This window comes from Prosthecobacter sp. (assembly GCF_020439865.1).
In the GTDB taxonomy this organism is placed as follows: domain Bacteria; phylum Verrucomicrobiota; class Verrucomicrobiia; order Verrucomicrobiales; family Verrucomicrobiaceae; genus Prosthecobacter.
The window spans coordinates 41768-65288 of sequence record NZ_JAGRPF010000036.1; the positions used below are offsets into that span (position 1 = coordinate 41768).

A 23521-nucleotide genomic window follows, 5' to 3' on the forward strand; every position below is an offset into this window, starting at 1 on the left:
TCTGATCATGGCGGCCAAGCGCAAATACCTGAACTACACCACGCCGTGGGGCGTGGACCTCGCCCGTATCGCCGCGGCGGACTGGACGCCGTTTTTGATCCACGAAAGCGGCTACCAGCCATCCTTGGAGGATTGGAACCATCAAGGGGTCGATTCGCCCTTCTGGCGCTTCTACTACAATCCCAAGCCGGGATGCCATTTGCTGTTTCAAGGTCAGAAGATTCCTTTGGAGCCTGGGAACGCTGTTTTGATTCCCGCAGACACGGTTTTCGACTGCGTGGGACCGAAGCGCGCCTGTCACTACTGGCTGCACTTCACCACCACGCGTCCCGGTGTGTCTTTTCCTGCGAAGCCGATCCTCGTTCCGGCGGATGACACGCTCAAACCGATGCTGACGCGGATCATTCAAGCGCATCAACAGCCCGCTTCCGACACGCGGGATCATCAACTGCTCCATCTGGGCTCCGCGTTGCTTCATACCGTGTTCGCCACTTTGGAAACGCCGAGTCCCACAACGGTGCCGGAGCGTTTGCTTCTGGTGTTGTCCCTTATCGCTCGCTCACCGCACACGAGGCTGACGAATCGGTTTCTCGCCGAGCGCTCTGGCATGAGCGTGGAGCGATTTATCCGCAGTTTTCGAGAGCACACCGGCCAGACGCCCGCCTCGTATGTGCTGGCGACCCGCATTCGTCTAGCGGGCGAGGCGTTGGCTCTTACGGACAAGACGATCGACCAAATCGCCATCGAAACCGGCTTTCCCAACCGTCACTACATGAGCCGCATGTTCGCGCGACAGGTCGGCTGTGGTCCTGCGGAATACCGGGCGCGTCAGCGGGACCGGAAGGGGATGTGATCAGGGCAGCTGATCGGCAATCTCTTCCGCCGGGTAGGTCCAGATCTCACTGAGGGTCGGGTGATAGTGCGGGATCGTCATGAACTGCTTCACAGTGGCGCGGAAGTTCATGGCGATGACGACTTCATGGATCAACTCGGTCGCTTCAGGACCGACGACGCAGGCACCGAGGATCTCGCCAGTTTCAGCGTGGGCCAGCATCTTCACGAAGCCGGCGGTTTCGCCCATGACCATCGACTTGCCATGGTCGTCGAACGGATAGCTGGCTTCCAGAAAAGGAATCTTCTGTTCTTTGAGCTTCTCCGTCGTGGCACCGACAACGGCGACCTGTGGATGCGAGAAGACGCCGAAGAGCGTGAGGCGGTAGTCGATGGTTTCGTCGGCGTCTTTGTTATTGAGCAGTGAGGCTGCATTGCGTGCGGCGATTTCTCCCTGTTGAATCGCAATGTGCACGACATCCAACGGGCTGCACACATCACCGGCGGCGAAGATGTGCGACTGCGAGGTCTGCATGCGGTCGTTGACGGTGATCTTGCCCTTGCTCGCAGACACGTGGGCTGCATGGAGGCTGAGTCTCTTCGAGGCAGGCTGGCGTCCCATGGCGAGGAGGATTTCATCGACGACGATTTGGTGCATTTTGCCGCCGTGGGTGAACTCGATGCACTTCTGACCTTCGTGTGTTGAAACGCTGCTCAGGTGCGTGCCGAGATGCACCTGCATGCCGCGTGCTGCATAGGCTTTGGCAATCACATCGCTGCATTCACGATTGAGACCGGTGAGAAGCTGCGTGTTGCGCTGAATCAGCGTCACGCCACAGCCCATGGCTTCGAGATAGTGCGCCATCTCCAGTGCGATGGCTCCGCCGCCCAAGACGGCGATGGTTTTCGGCAGCGCATCGGCATCCAGGACGTCATCGCTGGTCCAGAATCCCGTTTCCGCGAGTCCGGGCACATCAGGGACGAACACTTCCGATCCGGTGGCGATGCAGAAGCTGCGAGCGGTGACTTGGAACGACGCCGAGCCATCGCGCGGAACGACTTCGATGGTATGTTTGTCGAGGAAACGTGCATGGCCGCGGTAAAGCGTGAACCGGCCGTCTTCGAGCTGCCCTTGCCGGTAACCGGCGAAGTCTGCGATCAACGTGCGTTTGCGGTCGCGGATGGTGCGGATGTCCACGCCCTGTGACGTGGCCTTGAGGCCGAATTCAGCGGCGTGGCGGATGTGAAGCTGGCGGTTGGCGGATTCGATGAGCGTCTTGCTCGGCATGCAGCCGCGCAGGATGCAAAGGCCGCCGAGTTCCTGGGCGCCATCAATGACGGCAACGCTCAAACCAGCGCTGTGCGCCGTGCGTGCCGCCGCATAGCCGCCACTGCCTCCGCCGATGACCACAAAATCGAAATGGTGTTCTGCCATGCGGAGAGGTGCAGGGCGGTGGAGTGGTTCGCAAGCGTTGAATCCACGACAGGCTGGCAGCGTGATTCACGCTCGCCTCTGCCGCACCGCTTCGAACAAGATCGCGGCTCCAGCGGCGGCGACGTTGAGGGATTCGACGGGTTCGTGCAACGGGATGCGGACGCGTGCGTCGCATGCATTCATGATCTCGGTGCTGGCTCCACGGCCTTCGTTTCCGAGAATGAGAAGCGTGGGCTGCCGCCAGTTGTAGTCGTAGTGCAGAAGGTCGGCTTCGCCGGTGGCGACGACGGTTTTCAGGCCGCGAGCACGGCAGGTTTCGACGACGCCGAGGCCGGAAACGTTCGGGAGGATGGGCAGGCGGAATGCGGAACCCATCGAGCTGCGCAACGTCTTGGGTGCGAAGGCGTCAGCGGACCCAGCGAAGGAAAAGATGCCGTTCACACCGGATGCCTCCGCGGTGCGGACGAGTGTGCCCAAGTTTCCAGGGTCCTGGATGCGGTCGAGACCGAGGAGGAGCGGCGATTGAGACTCAAACAGCCGATCCAAGGCGGGAGATGGACGCTCAGCGATGACGATGATGCCCTGAGTAGAGGTGGTGTCGCTCAACGATTCGAGGACAGAGTCGGACAGTTGGAACACCGGGCACTTGATGCGTTCCAAGAGTGTTTGCTGCGCTGCTGGAGGCTCTGCGGTGGTGAAACAGGCGTACAGTTGCAGGCCTGAGGCGAGGCATTCGCCAACTAGCCGGTCTCCTTCGACAAAGACGAGATCACGCTCGCGCCCTTCGCGTACGCGGCGGGCGTGTTTGATGCGGTCGTTGGAGGAACTCGTGATGAGCATGCTAAGTATTCTCAGTGGAGATTTCGTGTTCTCAAACCGGATGTAAATCCATTTGCCGAATGAGCATGGGCGTTTACTATCGCGGCCCCCCTAGCGATGCCAGCATAGCTCAGCGGTAGAGCAGCGGTTTTGTAAACCGCTGGTCGTCGGTTCGATTCCGACTGCTGGCTCCATTTAATCATCGTCCTCCCACTCCTGCATCAGGCGGGCGAGCTTGCGCTTCATGCCGACTTTGGCGACGGCGTTCAGGCGGTCGATAAAAAGGATGCCGTTTAGGTGGTCGATCTCGTGCTGGAAGGCGCGTGCCAGCAGTCCGTCGGTTTCCACGGTGACGGTTTTGCCCTCGAGATCTGTGTAGGTGACCTTGATCTGGCTGGAGCGGCGGATGTCGCCGCGCAGACGGGGGAAGCTGAGACATCCTTCCTCGCCGATCTCCTTGGCGCTGCCGAGTTCGAGTTTGGGATTCAGAAAGACGACGGGCATGTTTTTCATCATGTCGACATTTTCACCGTCGATCTTCATGAAGGTGATGCAGTCGGGATTGTGGGAGACGTCGATGACGGCAAGTTGAACGTCCACGGCCACCTGAGGGGCGGCGAGTCCGACACCGTTGGCTTCACGCATCGTTTCCAACATGTCATCGGCCAGGGTGCGGATTTCTGGCGTGACCTCGGTCACGGGACGGCATTTGGCGCGGAGCACGGGTTCGGGATAGCGGACGATTTTGCGGACCATGAGGGTCAATATCACTGGCTTTCCATCGGCTCAAGCGCGGGAGTGGGGTGTTCGTGAAACAGTCCGTCCGCCTGCGTTTTGGCGCTTCCTAACGGGCCGTGTATCGGTCTCTCAGCGGTCGCGCCTTTTGTCCTTGCCAATGTGAATGCCTCTCCCTAGCCTCGCGGCCACTTATGACCGGCGCCACCCAATCCACCATCAAGTTCAAGCTGTTCCTCATGATGATCCTGGAGATCGCGATCTGGGGGGCGTGGCAGATCAAAATCTTCCCCTACATGGGCATGCTGGGGTTCGATCCCGACCAGCAGTGGCTGGTGGGCAGTTCCTTCGGCATCGCGTCCATTCTGGGCATCTTTTTCAGCAACCATTTCGCCGACCGCCATTTCTCTGCGGAACGCTTTCTGGCCTTCAGCCATGTGGTCGGCGGCATCGCGCTCATCGCCACCGCTTTTCAAACGACGTTCTGGCCGTTCTTCGGCTGTTTCGTGACCTACTGCCTGCTTTACGTACCGACGATCTCCGTGACGAACTCGCTGGCTTTCGCCAACCTGAAGGATCCCGCCAAGGACTTTGGATTCGTCCGCATGGGGGGGACTATCGGCTGGATCATCGTGAGCTGGCCGTTCATCTTCCTGCTCAGTTCCAACGCCGGTGCCGGCGAGACGAAGTGGGTGTTCATCGTGGCCGGTGTCATCTCGTTCATTCTGGCGGCCTTCAGCCTGACGCTGCCGCACACGCCGCCGCGCAAGGACGTGTCCGCAGCCGACAAGGTCGCGTGGCTCAAGGCATTCAAGCTGCTGGCGCATCCGTTTGTCCTCATCCTGTTCATCGTGACGTTCATCGACTCGACGATTCACAACGGCTACTTCGTGGTGATCGACGGCTTCCTGCAAAAGGTGGGCATCTCAGCGAACATGAGCATGGTCGTCAGCAGCATCGGCCAGGTGGCTGAAATCGTGACGATGCTCATCCTCGGTGCGGTGCTGAAAAAAATCGGCTGGAAGGCGACGCTCATTCTGGGCATCCTCGGACACGCGGCCCGCTTTAGCATCTTTGCCTTCTTTGGCACGCCGGAGAGCCAGTGGCTCATCATTGCCGTCCAGGTGCTGCACGGCATCTGCTATGCCTTCTTCTTTGTGACGGTTTACATCTTTGTGGACGCCGTGTTTCCGAAGGACATCCGCTCCAGTGCGCAAGGTCTGTTCAATCTGCTGATCCTTGGGGTGGGCATGGTGGTGGCCAGCAAGATCTTCCCGCAATTGCTCGCGAACTACACCAAGGACGGCGTGGTGGATTACCGGTCCCTTTTCCTGTGGCCGACCGGCATGGCGTTGGCAGGCATCGTGCTTCTGGCGTTGTTCTTCCGTCCGCCGACGCATGGCCCCGAGGGTGACATTCAGCATTGATGAAAACGCAGCGCACGGCTTGAGCACGGGACTTCCACGCTCTAGCTTGCAAGATGAACCCGCCCGGACTCGACGATCTACTCACCTGCCTCCGCTTTCCTTCCGTCTCCACCGACTCCACTCGCAACGCCGATGTGCGTGCCTGCGCAGAGTGGTTGCTGGCCAAGGTGCAGGGGATGGGCCTGAGCGGTGCGTTGCATGAGACGCCTGGACATCCGGTTTTGGTGGCCAAGAACAAGCATGTGGCCGGACGCCGCACGGTGCTGATTTACGGCCACTACGATGTGCAGCCTGCAGAACCGCTGAACGAGTGGAAGTCGCCTGCGTTCGAGCCCACGATCCGTGATGGCCGCATTTACTGCCGCGGCGCGACGGACAACAAAGGGCAACTGATGGCGCACGTTCAGGGACTCGCCGAAACGCTCGCCAAGCATGCCGATCTGCCGGTGAACCTCGTGCTCCTGCTGGAAGGAGAGGAGGAGATCGGCAGTCCAAACTTGAAGCCCTTCTTGGAGCAGCATCGCGACTTGTTGAAGTGCGATGTCGTGGCGATTTCAGACACGGGCATGGTCGCGCCCGGGGTCGGTACATTCACTTATGGTCTGCGCGGCATCGCCTGCATGGAGGCTAAAGTTCACGGTCCGGCGATCGATCTTCACAGCGGCATCTTTGGTGGTGCGATTGCGAATCCGGTCACTGCCGTCGCGCGTCTCACGGCGACGCTGCATGATGCTGAGGGGCGCGTGGCCATTGAGGGCTTTTACGACAGCGTTCGTCCCATCGCCGAGTGGGAACGTGAAGCATGGGCTGCACTGGGTGATGGCGACGCGGAGATGCTCGAACTGACCGGTTCTCCGGCGCTGTTTGGCGAACCCGGCTACACGGAACGCGAGCGGCGCTGGGCGCGTCCGACGGCGGAAGTGAACGGTATCGGTGGTGGCTATCAGGGGGAAGGATCGAAAACGGTGATCGGACGTGAAGCGTTTGTGAAGCTGTCCTTCCGTCTCGTGCCCGATCAGAATCCCGATAACGTTTTGAAGAGTGCTGAAGCACATCTTCGTTCGCATTTGCCGAAGGGCGTCCGCCTTGAGATCAAGCCCGGCCACACCGGCATGCCGTATCTGATGGATCCGCATTCCACGCTCGGCACCGCTGCTCAGCGTGCGCTCAAAAAGGTGTTTGGCGACAAAGTCGCGCTCATCCGTGAAGGCGGCAGCATACCCATTGTGCAGGCGTTCAAAGACGTGCTGGGCGTGGACACATTGCTGCTCGGCCTCGCGCTGCCGGACTGCCAGGCGCATGCGCCGAACGAGAACTTTCCGATCGCGAATTTTGAGGCCGGTGTGCGTCTCAATCAGGCGCTGCTGGCGGAGCTTGCGTGATTTTTTTCGCACCTTCCGCAACCAACTTCGGGAGGTCTTGTTTCAGTCGTCGTGCTTCAAACAACCAAACGCACTTACGATATGAAACTCAAAAAATCACTCATCTATGGCTTCGGCCTTCTGTGCCTGACCTGCTCTGCCAGCGCTCAGGACGGTGAACGCAAAGGACCACCTGAAGGCGGTCGTCCCGGAGGTCCTCCTCCCGGCGGTGGCGATCCTGCTGCACGCCTCGCGGAATTCATCAAGCGCGCCGACACCGACGGCGACGGCAAGATCAGCAAGGCCGAGTTTGAAGGCATGGGCAAAAAAGAAAGCGAAGAGCGCTTCAGCCGCATGGATGCCAACAGTGACGGCTTCGTCGATCAGGATGAAATTGGCAAGATCTCCCAGATGATCCGCCGTGGAGCTGAAGGTCAGGGCCAGGGAATGCGTCGCCCAGAGGGAGGCCCTCCGGGCGGTGAAGGCGGCGGATTCCGCCGTCCTCCGGGTGGTGAAGGCTCCCGTCCTGAAGGTGGTCCGCGTCCGGATGGTGCCGGTCGTCCAGATGGTGAGCGTCCCCGTGGTGAAGGCATGCGTCCTGGCGGCGAAGGTGGCCCCCGTGGCGGTGGCATGTTCGGTGGTGATCCCAAAGAGAGCTTCAAGCGCATGGACACGGACGGCAACGGAAGTGTCTCCGAAGAAGAGTACATCGCGGCAACCGAGAAGATGCGTGAAATGTTCCGTAATCGTGGCGGCCAGCCCGGCCAGCCTGGACAGGGTGGCGGGCGTCGTCCGGAAGGCGGCCCTCCCGGGGGAGAAGGCGGATTCCGTCGTCCTCCAAGCGAAGGTGATGCCCCCAAGGCTCCTGAAGGTGACAAACCAAAGGATGCAGCCTGATCAGAGTTTGGATTAGCATGTGTGGCGGGATGGTCGAAAGGCCATCCCGCTTTTATTTACTCCATGAGAAGGATGACGGCGGGCTTGTGATATGCCTGGAGAGGCCTATCAGTAAAGGATGGGAGCAGTTGCTGAATTCAGCCGACAAGACGGACTCTGGCACCTAGGGCATGTTTTTTGGCCGCGTTTTCTGATGGCGTTCGTTGGCTGGATGACCGGGTTGTCGCCGCTTTCACATGGTGAAGTGGTGCCGGTCCAAGGGTTTGTGCCGGGGACCGGCACACGCACCGATGTGAAACCCTTTTACTTTTCGATTCCCGCACCTCGTGGGCAGATCCTGGATCGCAAGGGGCGCCCGCTCGCGCAAAATACGGTGATACGTCATTTGCAGCTGACTGTGCCGGCCTCAGAGAGGAGCAAGCTTGAATCATACACTGCCTGGCTCGAGCAGGCCGTCGCTGGACTCAAGCAAGAACTGCCCGCAGCCTGCATGCCGGATGCCGATCAGTTGAAGCGCCACTATGAGGACCGTCGGGAACTGCCCGTGACGGTGAGTGACGTGCTGTTCGATCAAACGGTCATTGATCCAACGAAACACCCTCATGCCAATGTGCGGAGGGAGTATGTGCGGCACTATCCTCACGGTGACATGGCGGCACACATCTTGGGCTATGTGTCGGCTGAGGGCGCGCCGCCTGCCGGGCCGGTGCTGCGCAACGAGCCGCTTTGGCAGCGTACGCGCGGTGCGGCGGGACTCGAACAGGCGTTCAACAAACAGCTCACCGGAACTGACGGAACGCTGTGCATGATGATGTCCGATGCTGGCACCGTCGCGTATGAACAGGTTTTTGCTGCTCCTGAGGCAGGACGGGACGTGGTCACCACACTGAATCTCGAGACACAGCAGATTGCCGAGGCTGCCCTCACCAAGTCAGGCCGCCGTGGTGCGATTGTCATCGTGGATGCCTATACCGGCGACATCCGCGCGATGACGAGCAATCCACGGTTCGATCCGAATGCCTTTGCACAGGGCATCTCGAGCGCCGACTTCGCAGCGCTCACGCAGAACACGGATGGTCCGCTCTTCGATCGTGCCGTTCAGGGCAGTTATCCGCCTGGATCGGTGTTTAAGCCGATGGTCGTCCTGGCCGGGCTTCGGGTTGCGACGGTGGATGCCTTTCGTGAGTTTGAGTGCGGTCCGACGCTCATGATTGATGGACGTGAGTTCGACAACTGGTCGAAGGATGATCACGGCTGGTTCAACGCGCGCGCTGCCATAATCCGCTCCTGCAACACCTACTTTTATCAGTCCGCCATGGTGACACGGGACGTGCCCATCCTCTACATGGCGCATGAGTTTGGCTATGGGCAGGCTCCCGTGCTTCCTCTGAAGGCTTCTGCGGGCTCTCTGCCCACGCGTGCGCCGTCGAATCATGATCTCGCGAATCTTTCGATCGGGCAAGGGGTGACGGAAGCGTCGCCGCTTCAGGTTGCGATGGCCATGGCCACACTCGCAAACGGCGCCTGCCGTCCGCGTCCTCGGCTCGTGATGCAGACGCAGACACAGAACGGCAAGGTGGGTGATGTCGCGAGCCCGTGCCGGGAAACGGTGATGCCTGTGGGGCAAATCGACTTGGAGACCGTCCGGCATGCGATGTTTGGTGTGGTGAATCACGTGAAAGGCACAGGCAAGGCAGCACGTCTGAGCAAGGTGCCCGTCTTTGGAAAAACGGGCACCGCCCAGTGGGTTCTGCATGGGAAAAAGGCCAATGTTGTCTGGTTTGCCGGCTATGTGGGCACCACTCCGCCTCTGGCCTTTACCGTGACGATCGAGGGCAATCAGGAAGAGCGAGGGCTTTCCGGTGGTGGCACGGCAGCGCCGATCATCGCCAAGGTCCTGCGTGATATTCAGGAGAGGCCTGAGGCTCACGCCGTGAGTTATGAGAAGGGCAGCGTCGCCGAGGAAACAGACACGCTCATCGGGCCTTTGACTCCTGAATTCATCTATGGCGTTCCGCCGCCACCTCCGCCCCGTGACAATTCCTTGGGCGGCTTCTTCTCACGCCTTTTCCGTTGATCCCGATGAAACGCTTTCTCTTCAATCTTCGTGATCGCTGGCATCGGTTTCCCCGATGGATGCGACGTGTCGTTGGTGTGTGCGCTTTTTTGTGTCTGATCGGCTTGATCGCACTGGGGGTTGTCTGGCAACACTACGCCAGCATCGCCGCCACCTACGACATGGAGGCGCTCACCCGCGGTCAGAACGAGACTCTCATCGTGGATGTGCGGGGCGAACTCATTGGCAGCGCCAGCGACATTGAACGCGAGCCTGTCACCCTCGATGCCGTGCCTCCTCATTTGGTTCAGGCCATCGTTGCCACGGAGGATGCGCGCTTTTATTCCCATCCAGGCTACGACATCATCGGGCTCACACGTGCCGCCGTGGCGAACTTCACATCGCGTGGGATCCGTCAGGGAGGCAGCACCATCACTCAGCAGCTCGCGCGCAACGCCTTTGGTCTTCAGGGGCGGAACTATGATCGGAAGCTGACCGAAATCTTTCTGGCCATGCGGATCGAGCGTGAGTACAAAAAAGATCAAATCCTCACGGACTATCTGAATCGCATCTACCTTGGTCACGGATGCAGCGGCGTGGGGGCGGCTGCGCGCTGCTACTTTGGAAAAGATGTGCGCGACATCACGCTCACGGAGGCTGCAACGCTGGCGGGTATCATCAAGGCCCCGGTTTCCTTCTCTCCGATCACCCAGCCGAAGCTGGCCCGCCAAAAGCGTGATCTCACCTTGAAGCGAATGGCGGAGACGGGAGCCATCACGGAGAAAGAGGCTGCGGACGCACAGGCGCAGCCGGTGGTTGTGCGGCATGACAAGACCCGCGTTCGCACCGGTTACATGCTGGCCGCGGCCCGTGCAGAATTTCAGCGCCTCGGTCTCAAGCCGGGCACGCCTCCGACCATGTCGATGACCCTGCGTCTGGACTGGCAGAAACGCCTCGATGAGCTGGTGAGGCAGCATCTGGTGAAGCTCGCGCCCAACGACAAGGGGGCGCTTCAAGGTGCCGTGATCGTGCTGGACAACCGCACCGGTGCCATCGTTGCCATGCAAGGAGGGCGCAACTTCACCACCAGTCCCTTCAATCGTGCGCTCGATGGCATCCGACCTCCCGGAACGGCGTTTCTGCCGCTTGTTTATGCTGCCGCACTCACTTTGCAGCCTGACGTTACCGACGCATCGATGATCGATGGCCCCTTGGACAACCGCCAGGCCATGATCGGCGGCCTCGTGGGCACGCTGGGTGAGTGGGGGGCTGATGGTGAACAAGTGGCCTACACGGGTGGCACCATCACTCCCATGCAGGCGCTGATTGAGGGCCGCACGGCGGCCACCGTTCGCCTCGGTTATCAAGTTGGTTTGGATCCTCTGCGTGCGGCGCTCAACCGCTGCGAATTCACCAATCCGCTGCGCTCAGAGGCTGCCTTCACGCTAGGGCTGAGCAACCTTAGGCTCATCGAACTGGCCCGCGCCTTCACCGCCATTGCCAACGATGGACGTCCCTGTCCGCTGCCGCATCTTTTGCTGGCATCCTCCTCGCCTCGCAGTGTGGAAGTCTTCAATCCCGCCGCCGCTTCACATGTGCGCAATACCATGATCGCAGGGATGGCACGGCCCGAGTACCGTCAGCCGCTGGTCGCGCATGGGCTCGCGCAAAAGAGCATCGCCGGCTATGGGGGCATCACTTACGACCGCACCGATGCGTGGTTCATTGGATCAGATCAGGCTGTGACCTGCCTCGTTTGGATCGGGCATGACAAAGATATCCCGATCAGTGCCAAAGCGACCGCTGCCACTGCGGCTCTTCCTCTCTGGGCTGCTGTGTTTGAAATGGTCACGGCTGAGCAGGTAAAAGGATGGGATGCGAAAGGTGGCCTGCCCAAACTGCTGGCGGTGCCGCTACGTGCGTTGCCTTTGGAAGATGAAGTTCGCGTGCCAGCCATTCCACCAGCGTCCCAAGTAGTGCTGGGGAATGATCCGTATCGGACTGTTACTTCCAGCCCGATCCCGGAGCCTGTGGCTCAGTAGCCTGCATTTGGTGTTGCGGCCGCGATTACAGCCCCATCACCTGCTTCAGATACGCGATGCTCTGCCGTGCGATGGTCGGCGCATCGGGTGTGTAGTCGAAGACTTCGGTGGAGAGGTAGCCGTTGTAGCCGGTCTCACGCAGCGCGGCGATGATGGGCTCATATTTGACCTCGCCCTGACCGGGGCCGCGGAGGTTGGGATCGTTGGTGTGGAAATGCACGGTCCACTCCTTGCTGTCGCGAATGATGTCCGGGATCGACTTGGATTCGTCACTCATCGCCTTCACGTCGAGGTGCAGTTTGCAGGAAGGATGATCGACGAGCTTGCAGAAGCGGATCGTCTCCTCGGCGGTGTTCAGGAAATTCGTTTCCTTGCGGCCCAACGGCTCCATCGCGATGACCACGCCGTACTTGCCGCACTCTTCGGCGACTTCGCGTACGCAGTCAGCGGCGCGTTTGAAGGCGTCGTCGTAATTCCATTCCGGCAGAAGATTGCGGGCCTTGGGGCTGCCCCAGACCATGATCCGGCCACCGGTGGCGCCGCAGAACCGGGCCAGGTGGCGGCCAAACTTGGCGGTTTCCTTGCGCTGCACCGCATCCGGCGTAGTGATGTGAAACCAGGTGGGCTTGGTCAGCAGCCAGTGCAGGCCAAGGATTTCGAGGCCGAAGGACTTGGCTTTCGCACAGTGCGTCAGCGCCTCCTCGACGGTGAGGGCGCGCGGGTCTTCTTTGAGCGTGAAGGGGGCGAGTTCGATGGCCTCATAGCCGGCGGCGGCCACATCCTCACACATCTTTTCGAAGGAGCAGTTCTGGTAGGTCTCGTTGCAGATCGCGAATCGCATAGGGGCGCAGAGTGCGCGGATGCTCCGCCACGTCAACACGGCTTGCGCAAAGGGGGGCATGTTGTGCTATCTTTCCAAATGCCAACCACCCGACTCATCTTCCTCATGCTCGCGTTTGAGGTCTGCGCTCGCGCCGAGCTTGCGCTCAATGTGCCTGCGGTCGAACTGAAGCCGAAGCCGGAAGACGAGGAGGTGGAGACCACGTTCAAGTTTCGCAACAAGGGAGACAAGACCGTCAAGATTCTTGGGCTCGAAAGCGCCTGCAGTTGCCTGAGCGCCGAGATCGACAAGGCCGAGTACAAGCCGGGCGAGGAAGGAACCGGCCACGCCTCCTTCAAGGTTTCCACCTTTGTCGGACGGCATGAAAAATTCATCACCGTAAGCACCGACGATCCCAAACAACCCGAGTGGCAGGTGAACTTCATTCTTGATGTTCCCGCCATTGTGGACATCAAACCCAAGAACTTACAGTGGTGGATCGGCGACCAGCCGGCGCAAAAAGCCTGCCTCGTGCAGTTCAAGGGCCCTGAACCGATGAAGATCATCAAAATTACTCCGACCCGGGAGAACGTCGATTTTGACTGGAAGGAGATCAAGGAAGGCCGGGAGTACCTCATCAAGGTGACGCCCAAATCCACGAAGGACGTCACCATGGGGGCGCTCAAGATCGAAACAAACAGCCCCATCGCCAAGTATCGCTATCAACTCGCTTTCTTCTCGATCACCCGGAAACCGGAGCCGCTGCCTGCCGCCAAGCCCTGATCTTGCCCTCCTATGCGTTCCGCGATTCGTCAGGCAGCTGTTTTGATTTTCCTCGCCGCCACCGCCGCCTGTGCCACCTACGCCTGGCATCCGCGTGCTCCGGCCTTGTATCTCGTGCAGGAACCGCTGCGCGATGACGAAGTCTCCATGCAGGTCATCGAGGAGCGCTGGCAGGGCCGGGTTCTGTGGATTGATGCCCGTATTCAGGAGCAGTATGACGCCGAACATGTTCCCGGAGCCCTGCTGCTCAATGAACAGCACTTTGAAGAGCAGCTCTTCAGCTATCTGGACATCCTGCAGGCCAACAGCAAGCCGATCATCCTCTATTGCAATGCGGCCAAGTGTGACGCGAGTCGCAAGATCCTTGAGCGCCTCAAGCAGACGCTGCCGATTGAGAATGCGTTCGTGTTGAAGGGTGGCTGGAACGCCTGGAAAGAGGCACAACGGAAATAGGGTTGACTGCAGGCGTCGCATTTCCGTAGCATCTCAGTCTTATGTCACTCCAAGGACTTCTGATCTGGTCGGCGCTCGGTCTGGTGGCCGGTATTTTGGCAAAACTCATCATGCCAGGGAAGCAGGGGATCAATCCCATCACCACGGTGCTGCTGGGCATCATTGGCAGCATCATTGGTGGAAAGGTCGGCAGCCTGATCGGCTGGGGCGTGGTGGGTGAGTTCAGTCTCAAAGGCATCGCCACCGCAGTGGCTGGAGCTTTGATCCTGATGTTCGGCTGGCGTCTGTTGTTTGGCAGGAAGAGCTGACTCGGTGTCGGTTGCGGCAGGACGTTCACACTCGTAGTCTTAGGCATGCACATTTTTCGACTCCTCTTGCCTGTCATTGGCCTGATGCTTTCCAGCGCATGTCTCGCCGCGCCCGCGCTGGAGGGCAAGCTGGCCAGAGTGGTTGTCACAGACTCTGACATTGAGGATGTTCGCCGCTGGCGGGAGTTGCGCTCGTGGATGGACGAAGCCGTGAAACAAGGCGCCTCGGGTTTGATCCTCGACATTCACACAACGCAGAGCAATGCGCAGGCGGCTCTGCCGATGGCGGAGGAGATCGCCCGATTGAAAGTCAAAACGCAGGCCTATGTGAACACGTCCGCGATCGGCGGCGGGGCGCTGCTTGCCCTGGCATGTGACGAGATCTGGATGGCTCCCGGTTCACGCATTGGCGCCGCACCACCGAAGGTGCAGGTGGACGAATCGTTGTCACCTAAAGCACAGGACACGCTGCTGGCGGAGGCACTCGCTGTTTTGAAGGCTGGCGCACGCAGCCTGTGCAAGCTCAAGAACCATCGCCCGGAGATCGCCGAGGCCTTTGTGGATCGCGACAAAGGACTGGTGCTTGGGACAAACACGCTGGCGGAGAAGGGCGAGTTGCTGATGCTCGATGCCGACACCGCCGTTCAGCCCGTCGATGGCCAGCCGTTGCTGGCTCGTGCGATCATTGCCGATGTCGGTGCTTTGGCGAAGGCTGCCAAATCCGGGGGAACGCTCGTAACTCTGAACGCCGGCTGGTTTGACAAACGTGGCGAGGCGGTGGCAGAAACGAAACCGGCCGTCGCTGCAGAGGAAAAGAAGGAGGCCGCGGTGGAACACAAAACGCCGGTCATCGCGCGAGATCAAAGCTACAAGGACAAGGTGGTCGTGATCCCGGTTGGACAGGACGATCTCATCATTCCTGCGCGTTTCGAATTCATGAAGCGCACGCTCAACCTCTGCAACGAACAGGGCGCCGAGGCGGTGATTTTCGAACTCGACACGCCGGGTGGTCTGGCCTGGGACACGATCAGTCTGATGATGAAGGACCTGCAGGCGCTCAAGTCGCGCAGCTTTTCCTTTGTGAACACTCGGGCCATCTCCGCCGGTGCGATGATCGCGATGGCGACGGATGTCATTTACATGGCCCCCGCCAGCGCCATCGGAGCCTCCACGCCAGTTTCAGGCGACGGCACTCCTTTGGCAGAAGCGGAACGTGCCAAGAACAATTCAGCCTTCATGGGCATGGCCCGCACAGTCGTGCGTGAGAAAGGACATGATGTGCGCATCATCGAAGGGATGATCGACATGGACCGCGGTCTCATTATCAACGGCCAGGTCATCATCCCGAAAGGGGAGATCGTAACGCTCGATTCCGAGCAGGCGACAATGCTGATCAATGGCAAGCCGCTGCTGGCCAAAGGAGTCGTCAAATCGATCGAGGAGATCAAACAGCGTGAATCGCTCAAGGGGGAGGTGATCACCGCCGAGCCCACCGGCTTTGAGTGGATTGCCATCTGGGTGACACGATACGCGGCGATTTTGATCCTGATCGGTCTGGCGGGCGGCTATCTCGAGATGCAGACCCCTGGGTTTGGCATTCCTGGGTTTGTCGCGGTGGCCGCCTTTAGCCTGTTCTTTTTCGGCCATTATGTCGCCGGTAGTCTCGCGGGGAAGGAGACCATGGTCGTGGCGGCGGTCTTCATCCTTGGGATTGTGCTCATCGGCGTCGAGCTCTTTGCGGCTCCCGGGACGATTCTGCCCGGGATCTTCGGATTCCTCTGTGTGATGGTCGCCTTGGTGTATGCCATGTCAGGCTGGGAAGTGGCTCCGGCAGGAGATGTCCCGTCCTCCGGCGGTGGAGTGGGCTTCAATCTTGCCACGTACGCCGTTGGCTTTCGCAACTTCGCCCTGGGCGTCAGCGGAGCGGCGGTGCTCATCACCGTTCTCGCCATGTGGCTGCCTGAGCTTCGTCCGTTCCGGGCGATGATCCTTCAGACATCGGCGGGAGGCACGGTAAACGACACTCCGGTCATGCAGGATGCCGCCCGCGCCCGGGTCGGAGATGCCGGTACCGCGCGCAGCGCTTTGCGGCCTTATGGGACGATCGAGGTGGGTGGCCGTCTCGTCGAGGCCATGGCCGAAGGTGCTTACGTTCAAAGCGGCACCGCCGTCCGCGTCCGTGAGGTGAAAGGCGAAAAGATCATCGTCGAGGCGGTTTAATCGCAATTTTTGCGAGTGCATTTGCGGGTTTTGGTCGTTAATCTTGCTGAACAACCGCATGTCCAAAAACCTCAGTGCTCTCTCTTTCCGCAAAGGTGTCGAAAAAAACGTCTTTGAACGCATGGTCGATGCCGCCGCGAAGGCAGGCACCGCCGAGAAAAACGACATTGTTCATCAGATGGGCCAGGATCATCTGTTTGGGGATGCTTTGACGCTCGGCGCGGTGTCGTTCTACGACTTCCTCAAAAAGGAAAACGAGGGGAAGAAGGTTTTCGTCTGCAATGGTTCAGCCTGCCTTTGTGCCGGGACGCAGGACAAGCTGCATCACACACTGGAATCGCATTTCAAGAAGGAAGAGATCGGCCACATCTGCTGCCTGGGCCGCTGCCATGAAGGAGGGGCGTTGCAATACCAAGGGAAGAACTACTCCGGGCAGAGCGACGCAGCGCTGGCCGAACTCGTGAAGACGGGGAAGGGGGATGCTGAAGATCGCTATGCCGTCGTCTCGCACCTTCAGCCCGCACAGCTCACCGCGGAGTTTCCCGGCATCGATGCCTATTACGCGCCCTTCAAGAAGCTGATCACCGAAGGCAATCGCGACGCTCTCAGTGCCGAACTCAAAGACAGTGGCCTGCGTGGACGCGGCGGCGCGGGTTTCCCGTTGCATTTCAAATGGTCGTCCTGCCGTGCTGCGGAAGGCGCGGTGAAGTACATCGTCTGCAATGCCGACGAAGGAGATCCCGGCGCCTACATCGACAAATACCTCATGGAGAAGCAGCCGCACAGCGTCCTGCTCGGCATGATGGTTGCCGGATGGTTTGCCGGCGCTGAAAACGGCATCCTCTACATCCGGGCCGAGTATCCGGATTCGGTCACCATCATCAACGAGGCCATCGAAGACCTCCGCGCCGCCGGACTCCTCGGTCAGAACATCCTGGGCACCGGCTTCAACTTCATGCTGAAGTCGATCAAAGGTGCCGGCGCCTACATCTGCGGCGAGGAAACCGCGTTGCTTGCCAGTCTCGAAGGCCAGCGCCCCGAAGTGCGCACGCGTCCGCCGTTCCCGACCATCGAGGGCCTCTTCCGCAAGCCGACGATCGTCAACAACGTCGAGACCTTCTCGAACATCCACGCCATCCTCACGCTCGGTGGCAAGGGCTACGCGCAGATCGGCACGCCGCAGTCCACCGGTCCGAAACTGATCTCCCTCGATTCGCATTTCGTTAAGCCGGGTATTTACGAAGTCGCCATGGGCACCCCGTTGCAGGAGGTCATCGACCTCGCGGGTGGCTTCAAAACAAAGATCAAGGCCATCCAGATCGGCGGTCCGCTCGGTGGCATCGTGCCGGTGTCGCACGTCGGCCAGCTCACGGTCGATTTCGAGAGCTTCAAGAAGGCAGGTTTCCTCCTCGGTCACGCCGGCGTCGTCAGCATTCCTGAGTCGATGCCGATGATCGAATACATCCAGCACCTCTTCCAATTCACCGCCGACGAAAGCTGCGGCAAATGCTTCCCCTGCCGCCTCGGCAGCACGCGTGGCAAAGAGTTGATCGCCAAGGCTCGCGGCGACAGCAGCTACAAGATCGACCGCGAACTCATCAACGACCTGCTCGACACGATGGAGCAGACGAGCCTCTGCGCTCTTGGCGGCGGCGTGCCGCTGCCAATCAAGAACGCGCTGGAGCATTTCCAAAGCGAACTCGCCCCTTTCTTCAAAGCCTAACTTTAATCGCGCACTGTTATGGTCAAAGATCTCTCCACCCTCACCGCTTTCATCGACGGCGAAGCCTGTCAGTTCAATGAAGGCGACACCCTCTTGAACTTCATCGATCGCCATCGCGGACGTGGTTTTGTGCCGACGCTTTGCGATGCACCGCAGCTTGAGCCCTATGGCGCCTGCCGCGTATGCTCGGTCGAAGTCGCGCTTCAGGCCGACGGACCACGCCGTGTGGTTGCGTCATGCCACACGCCGCTGACAGCGGGCATGCATGTGTTCACCGAGTCGCCGAAGGTGCGCAAGCTGCGCAAGAATATCGTCGAACTCGTTCTCACGGACCATCCGCTCGACTGCCTGACCTGCGAGGTGAGCGGCAACTGCGAGCTTCAGACCGTCGCAGCTAAGGTGGGCATTCGCGGCGTGCGCTATCCGGCCGGAGCGAATCATCTGGATCGTGCGAAGGACCATTCGCACGCTTACATGACCAGCGAGCTGTCGAAGTGCATCAACTGCTCTCGCTGTGTGCGTGCCTGCGATGAAATCCAAGGCCAGCACGTGCTCTCGATGCACGGTCGCGGCTTCAACGCGAAGATCATCAAAGGTCTCGACGAGTCGTTTGCGGATTCTGAATGCGTGTCTTGCGGCGCTTGCTCGCAGGCCTGTCCGACATCTGCCATCAGCGATGTCTTCTTTTCCAAATCGATCGAAGCGACGAAGAAGACGCGCACGATCTGCACCTACTGCGGCGTGGGTTGCAATCTCAACGTGGCGACCAAGGGCGATCAAGTGCTCAGCATTCAGGCCCCGGTGGATGCCGAGGTCAATCATGCGCACACCTGCCTCAAGGGCCGCTTTGCCTTCAAGTTCTACAATCACAAGGATCGCCTCCGCAAGCCGCTGATCAAGCAGCCGGACGGCGAGTTCAAAGAGTCCACCTGGGACGAGGCCTATGATCACATCGTCTCCAACCTGACGCGGATCAAAAACGAGCACGGCGGCCAGGCCGTGGCGGGCATCTCCTCCGCACGCTGCACGAACGAGGAGAACTACCTCATGCAGAAGTTCATCCGCGTGGCGATGGGCACAAACAACATCGATTGCTGCGCGCGCGTCTGCCATTCGCCGACCGCCTGGGGCATGCAGAAGAGCTTTGGCACAGGTGCGGCGACGAACTCGTATGACGACATCGAGCACTCGCGCTGCATCATGGTCATCGGCGCGAACCCGACCGAAGGCCATCCCGTGACAGGCGCTCGCCTCAAACAGCACATCATGAAGGGCACGCCGCTGATCGTGATCGATCCGCGCAAGATCGAACTTGTGCCCTATGCGAAGCATCACCTCCAGCTCCGCCCCGGCACGAACGTGGCGCTGCTGAACATGTTTGCCCGTTGCATTCTCGATGCTGGCCTCGTGAAGCAGGACTTCGTGAAGAAGCGCTGCGAGAACTGGGATGAGTTTGAGGCCGGACTGCGTGCGCTCGACATGGACGCACTCGAAAAGGCCACCGGCGTGAACCGCGAACTCGTGCGTGCCGCCGCCATCGAATATGCTTCCGCCGAAGCTTCGATGGCGTTCCACGGCCTTGGTGTCACCGAGCATGAGCAGGGTTCGAAGACGGTCATGCTGATCTCGAATATCGCCATGATGACCGGCAACATCGGTCGTCCCGGCGTGGGGGTGAATCCGCTCCGCGGCCAGAACAACGTGCAAGGCGCTGCCGACATGGGCTGTCAGCCGCACCAAGGCGCGGGCTATTTCGAAATGGACGATGTGGATGTGCAGAAGCGCTACGAGGCCTTCTACGGCGTGCCGTCACCCACCGAGCCTGGCTGGAAGATTCCGCAGATGTTCGACGCGGCCATCGACGGCAAATTGAAGGCCCTCTGGCTCATGGGCGAAGACGTCGTGCAGACCGACCCCGATGCGCATCATGTGCGTCATGCCATGGAGAGTCTCGAGTTCCTTGTCGTGCAGGAGATCTTCATGACAGAGACGGCCAAATACGCCGATGTGATCCTGCCCGCATCCTCCTTCCTCGAGAAGAGCGGTACCTTCACCAACGCCGAGCGTCGTGTGCAGCGCGTCAATGCCGCCGTAAAGCCGCTGGCAGGCACCAGGCCCGATGGCCAGATCATGTGCGAGATTCTGCAGCGTTTCGGCATCAATCAGGCCGACTACACGCCGGATGGTGTGCTCGCCGAGATCGCACAGATCGTTCCGTTCTTCAAAGGGGCGACGTGGGAAAATCTCAGCATCAACGGGAAGCAGTGGCCGGTCAAAGAAGGCGGTGTGGACACCCAGATCATGCATCAGGAACAGTTCGCGCGCGGCAAAGGCCACTTCCACTTCTTCGACTGGAAGGAATCGACCGAGTTGAAGACCAACGGCGCTGAATTCCCCTTCATCCTCACCACCGGTCGCATTTTAGAACACTACAACTGCGGCACGATGACACGTCGCACTGGCAACAGCGACATCGTCACGCAGGACCTACTCTCGATCAATCCCGAGGACGCGCAGCGCAAAGGCATCCGCAACGGCGACATCGCACGTCTCTCCAGTGCCCGCGGCGAGGTGGAACTCGAAGCCCGCGTCACCGATGAAGTGAAGCCCGGCATCCTCTACACGACTTTCCACTTCCCAGAAGCCATGGTGAACAACGTCACCGGTCAGGGCTGCGATTCCGACACGCTGTGTCCGGAATACAAGGTCATCGCTGCGGACGTGGAACTTGTTCGGGCCGGCAAGCCAAAGAAGAAGCGGATGCAGGAGATGGTGTGAGTTGTTGGAGGACGGCGATTCATTTTCGCCTTCCTCTCATTCGCTCATCCCTCTGGCAGATCCTGATCCTTGGTTTCCGGCAAAAACGCCAGGACGAGGAGTCCGACGAGAAACAGGCAGCCGAGGAGTGCGATTGCCTGAGGCAGCGGCATGGCGGCCTTGATCTTACCCGAGTAGATCAAAATCGGTGCTGCCAGCAGGCGACCGGCATTGAAGCAAAAGCTGGAGCCCGTCGCCCGCAGATGATTGGGAAAGAGTTCCGGAAAGTAGATCGCATAACCTGAGTGAATGCTCAGCGAGGCAAAGCCGAACAAGGGCAGCAGCACCAGCACCTGCCAGTAGGCCTGAGGCAGGAAGCACACTGCAAGGATCAGCACAAAGCTAGCGATGTGCATTAGAGCGAACGTGGACTTTCTCCCCCAGCGGGCGCAGATCGGTCCAAAGCTCAACTGTCCGACACCGGCTCCCAGCACCTGGATGATTCCGTATGCGAACTTAGCTTTCTGCTCCGCGTCGCCCTTTTCGTAACCCAGTTTAAGAAGGAACTCCCGTGTCAGATCCTGCGTAGCCACGCAGACTCCCCAGAACGTGCCCAGACCGACAGCTGCCAACGCCATGCCCAGCAGCGCGCGTTTTCGCCACCGTGCGTCGCCAAAGAGATCAGCAAAGCTGCCCATCGCCTTGCCGCTTTCCTTGGCTTCGTGCCACGAATCGGGTTCTTTGACTGACGAGCGAACCCACAGCGTGAGGATGGCGGGCACGATGCCGATGAGATAGGCGATGCGCCATTCATTCTGCACGCCCATCGAGGTGAGCGTGGCGATCCAAGTTCCCAGCACACCCGTGGCATGGAAGATGCCGCCGGCGTGGGTGCGTGCGTGTTTGGGAAAGATCTCTGCCACCAGTGCGGCGGCCACGGCCCATTCACCGCCCACCCCCATCGCCACGAGGAAGCGCAGCACGCCGACGTGCCAGAGGTCGGCCGCGAAATAGGTGAGGCCGGAAAAAACGGAGTAGAACAGGATCGTGATCACCATCACCGGCTTGCGACCGATTTTGTCTCCCAGCGATCCGAACAGCAGACCGCCCAGCGTTCCACCTGCAAGGAAGATGCCGAGAAACACATCGCCCCACTCCTTTACATCAGGACTGTCCGACGCCACGCCCAGAATCTCCGAGAGCATGGGGCCTCGCGTGAGATTGAAGAGCTGCCCCTCAAACGCATCGAACACCCAGCCAAGTGAGGCGACGAGGAGAACGAGCCACTGATAGCGGGTGACGTTGGAGTACCATTTTGAGGAAGGGGAGGTCATGGCGTTGGCGGAAGGAGAATGACGAAGACAGGATGAGGAATGCCGGATGAAGTTCCAAGCACGAATGTCGAAAACATCGTGCTTCGCGGAATCAGCTGCCCGTCATTTTAGACCGGCAGCGTCGTTCCGGGGATCGCGACCGGATACCATCCATCGGCATCTGGCTTCACGGGTGGTTCAGTGTCCCAGGTGATGTTGTCGGGCACGAGATTGTCCTTCGAATGCAACGCCTGCTCCCAGGTGATCACCTGGCCCGTGTAGGTCGCCATGCGACCCATGACACCCATGAGTGTCGAATAAGCCGCATACTCTGCGTCAATACGCAGCTTGCCGGTGCGGATGTTCTCAAAGAAAGCGTTGTGCTCAAGCTGGTAGGGATCGTACTTGTTACGGCTGCGTTTGCCTCCCGGTGGTTCGCCGTTGATCATGAACTTGCCGCCGTTGCCGAGGTCGGCACTGCCTTTGACGCCATGGAAGTGCTCGCTCACATCGCGCGCGCACTTGCCCCCGATCTGGCAGCACTGGCTGAGGATGCGCATGCCGTTCTCGTATTCAAACTCGACCGTGTGGTGGTCAAAGATGGTGCCGTTTTCCTTCGCGCGGCGCACCTGACGTCCGCCCTGGCCGGTGGCTTTGATGGGCATCTGGCCCTTCATCACCCAGTTCGCCACATCGAGGTTGTGGCAGTGTTGTTCGAGGATGTGATCGCCGCTCATCCAGGTGAAGAAGTACCAGTTGCGGATCTGGTAGTGCAACTCGCTCTCGCCGGGTTCACGCGGAAAGCCCGGACGCGAGGTGCCGTTCCAGTACACACGGCCATAGATGAGATCACCGATTTCGCCCGCATGAATGCGATCCACCATGTCGATGTAACCCGGATCGTAGTGCCGCTGGAATCCGACGCAGACGTTCAGCTTCTTCTTTTTCGCTTCCTCAGCGGCAGCGAGCACACGACGAACACCAATCGCGTCCACCGCGACAGGCTTTTCCATGAACACATGTTTTCCGGCCTTAATCGCCTGTTCGAAAAGAAACGGCCGCGGTCCCGGTGGCGTGGTGATCAGAACGACGTCCGCCAGTTCAAAGGCTTTCTTATAGTCCTCGAAGTTCGTGAACACCTGATCCGGCGGCACATCGACCTGCCCCTCATGCTTTGCTTTCAAAATGTCCAGCGCCGCCTGCGCCTTGCCCTCCAGCGGATCGACGACAGCGACGAGCTTGATCGTTGAACCTGCCGTGAGCGCCTGATTACAAGCCCCCGTGCCGCGTCCGCCGCAGCCAATCAGGGCGATCTTGATGTCACTGCCCCCGCTTGCGGCGAATGCGTGGGTGGCGGCCGTCATGGCTGTGGTGGTGAGGAAGGTTCGGCGCGTGGTCATGGTTGGGCTGGTTTAGAACTTGAGGAGTTCGCCGACAGGGAGCGGCTTGTTCTGGCGGATGGATTCTTCGGCGACGAGGCACAGGCCTGCGCTCCACAGTCCGTCGAGACCGGTGGCGATGGGCTTTTTGCCGGTGCGGAC

Annotated in this window: 18 protein-coding genes and 1 tRNA gene; 13 read left to right on the plus strand and 6 right to left on the minus strand. The window is 59.8% G+C overall.

Annotation, left to right across the window (positions count from 1 at the left end):
- Positions 1 to 7 precede the first annotated feature (7 nt).
- Positions 8 to 853 carry an AraC family transcriptional regulator gene (locus KDL09_RS03635; RefSeq protein ID WP_294381434.1) on the plus strand — a complete coding sequence of 282 codons (846 nt, stop codon included), beginning with the start codon at positions 8 to 10 and terminating at the stop codon, positions 851 to 853.
- Here KDL09_RS03635 and KDL09_RS03640 read toward each other — a convergent pair whose 3' ends face one another.
- Positions 854 to 2266 carry an FAD-dependent oxidoreductase gene (locus KDL09_RS03640; protein ID WP_294381437.1) on the minus strand — a complete coding sequence of 471 codons (1413 nt, stop codon included), beginning with the start codon at positions 2264 to 2266 and terminating at the stop codon, positions 854 to 856. It abuts the gene before it with no gap.
- Between the two features lie 66 nt (positions 2267 to 2332).
- Positions 2333 to 3106, minus strand: coding sequence for an RNA methyltransferase (locus KDL09_RS03645; protein WP_294381442.1), 774 nt, complete (start codon positions 3104 to 3106; stop codon positions 2333 to 2335).
- Positions 3107 to 3204: 98 nt separating this feature from the next.
- Between KDL09_RS03645 and KDL09_RS03650 the strand changes: the two genes are divergently transcribed.
- A tRNA-Thr gene (locus tag KDL09_RS03650) sits at positions 3205 to 3279 on the plus strand.
- Between the two features lies 1 nt (position 3280).
- Here KDL09_RS03650 and def read toward each other — a convergent pair.
- A complete protein-coding gene (gene def, locus KDL09_RS03655) occupies positions 3281 to 3841 on the minus strand; it encodes a peptide deformylase (RefSeq protein WP_294381444.1) in 561 nt (186 codons plus the stop codon).
- 173 nt (positions 3842 to 4014) lie between these two features.
- Between def and KDL09_RS03660 the strand changes: the two genes are divergently transcribed.
- The 5 genes from KDL09_RS03660 to KDL09_RS03680 all read left to right on the plus strand — a co-directional run bounded on the left by KDL09_RS03660 (position 4015) and on the right by KDL09_RS03680 (position 11603).
- The gene (locus KDL09_RS03660) at positions 4015 to 5247 is read left to right on the plus strand and encodes an MFS transporter (RefSeq protein ID WP_294381446.1); all 1233 of its coding nucleotides are present in this window, start codon (positions 4015 to 4017) and stop codon (positions 5245 to 5247) included.
- A gap of 53 nt (positions 5248 to 5300) precedes the next feature.
- On the plus strand, positions 5301 to 6629 hold the full coding sequence (locus KDL09_RS03665; RefSeq protein ID WP_294381449.1) for a dipeptidase: 1329 nt from the start codon (positions 5301 to 5303) through the stop codon (positions 6627 to 6629).
- Between the two features lie 81 nt (positions 6630 to 6710).
- A complete protein-coding gene (locus KDL09_RS03670) occupies positions 6711 to 7505 on the plus strand; it encodes an EF-hand domain-containing protein (protein WP_294381452.1) in 795 nt (264 codons plus the stop codon).
- Between the two features lie 211 nt (positions 7506 to 7716).
- Entirely contained in the window at positions 7717 to 9582 is a 1866-nt protein-coding gene (locus tag KDL09_RS03675) for a penicillin-binding transpeptidase domain-containing protein (RefSeq protein WP_294381455.1), read from the plus strand.
- 5 nt (positions 9583 to 9587) lie between these two features.
- The gene (locus tag KDL09_RS03680; RefSeq protein ID WP_294381458.1) at positions 9588 to 11603 is read left to right on the plus strand and encodes a transglycosylase domain-containing protein; all 2016 of its coding nucleotides are present in this window, start codon (positions 9588 to 9590) and stop codon (positions 11601 to 11603) included.
- Between the two features lie 25 nt (positions 11604 to 11628).
- Here KDL09_RS03680 and KDL09_RS03685 read toward each other — a convergent pair whose 3' ends face one another.
- The gene (locus KDL09_RS03685; RefSeq protein WP_294381464.1) at positions 11629 to 12444 is read right to left on the minus strand and encodes a sugar phosphate isomerase/epimerase family protein; all 816 of its coding nucleotides are present in this window, start codon (positions 12442 to 12444) and stop codon (positions 11629 to 11631) included.
- Positions 12445 to 12522: 78 nt separating this feature from the next.
- On the opposite strand from KDL09_RS03685, the gene KDL09_RS03690 reads away from it, so the two are divergent.
- From KDL09_RS03690 to fdhF, 6 genes are all read left to right on the plus strand, one after another.
- On the plus strand, positions 12523 to 13206 hold the full coding sequence (locus KDL09_RS03690; protein ID WP_294381467.1) for a DUF1573 domain-containing protein: 684 nt from the start codon (positions 12523 to 12525) through the stop codon (positions 13204 to 13206).
- A gap of 12 nt (positions 13207 to 13218) precedes the next feature.
- A complete protein-coding gene (locus tag KDL09_RS03695) occupies positions 13219 to 13659 on the plus strand; it encodes a rhodanese-like domain-containing protein (RefSeq protein ID WP_294381469.1) in 441 nt (146 codons plus the stop codon).
- 41 nt (positions 13660 to 13700) lie between these two features.
- Positions 13701 to 13967 (plus strand): GlsB/YeaQ/YmgE family stress response membrane protein, encoded by a 267-nt coding sequence (locus tag KDL09_RS03700; protein WP_294381470.1) that lies wholly within the window; start codon positions 13701 to 13703, stop codon positions 13965 to 13967.
- 66 nt (positions 13968 to 14033) lie between these two features.
- The gene (locus KDL09_RS03705; RefSeq protein ID WP_294381473.1) at positions 14034 to 16187 is read left to right on the plus strand and encodes an NfeD family protein; all 2154 of its coding nucleotides are present in this window, start codon (positions 14034 to 14036) and stop codon (positions 16185 to 16187) included.
- Between the two features lie 58 nt (positions 16188 to 16245).
- Positions 16246 to 17910, plus strand: a complete 1665-nt coding sequence (locus KDL09_RS03710; protein WP_294381476.1) for an NADH-ubiquinone oxidoreductase-F iron-sulfur binding region domain-containing protein — start codon at positions 16246 to 16248, stop codon at positions 17908 to 17910.
- A gap of 18 nt (positions 17911 to 17928) precedes the next feature.
- On the plus strand, positions 17929 to 20688 hold the full coding sequence (fdhF, locus tag KDL09_RS03715; RefSeq protein WP_294381478.1) for a formate dehydrogenase subunit alpha: 2760 nt from the start codon (positions 17929 to 17931) through the stop codon (positions 20686 to 20688).
- A gap of 44 nt (positions 20689 to 20732) precedes the next feature.
- Here fdhF and KDL09_RS03720 read toward each other — a convergent pair whose 3' ends face one another.
- Positions 20733 to 22001, minus strand: coding sequence for an MFS transporter (locus tag KDL09_RS03720; RefSeq protein WP_294381481.1), 1269 nt, complete (start codon positions 21999 to 22001; stop codon positions 20733 to 20735).
- 107 nt (positions 22002 to 22108) lie between these two features.
- Positions 22109 to 23380 carry a Gfo/Idh/MocA family oxidoreductase gene (locus tag KDL09_RS03725; protein ID WP_294381483.1) on the minus strand — a complete coding sequence of 424 codons (1272 nt, stop codon included), beginning with the start codon at positions 23378 to 23380 and terminating at the stop codon, positions 22109 to 22111.
- Between the last annotated feature and the right edge of the window lie 141 nt (positions 23381 to 23521).